The organism is Streptomyces pratensis, assembly GCF_037137275.1.
Lineage (GTDB): Bacteria > Actinomycetota > Actinomycetes > Streptomycetales > Streptomycetaceae > Streptomyces > Streptomyces pratensis_B.
Window position 1 is genome coordinate 1 of sequence record NZ_JBBBEN010000029.1, and the last position, 297, is coordinate 297.

At 71.4% G+C, this 297-nt stretch carries 1 pseudogene; it reads left to right on the forward strand.

The window, feature by feature from the left end:
* Positions 1 to 297, forward strand: a pseudogene (locus V9U70_RS00165) (IS110 family transposase); the annotation flags it as partial.

Here is a 297-nt window from a genome sequence, read left to right on the forward strand (position 1 = left end):
AGCCGGTCGCCGCAGACTCGTGGAACTGATCCGCCCGAAAGCCCCCCGCATGGCCGCCCGGCTGATCGACGACGTCTTCGACGCCCTCGACGAACAGACCGTCGCCGTCCCCGGCACCGGCACCCTCGACATCGTCATCCCCTCCCTGGCCGCGTCCCTGGCCGCCGTCCACACCCAGCGCCGGGCGATGGAAGCCCAGATCAACAGCCTGCTGGAGGCCCACCCTCTTTCGGAGGTCCTGACGTCGATGCCCGGCGTCGGCGTCAGGACCGCCGCCGTCCTGCTGGTCACCGTCGG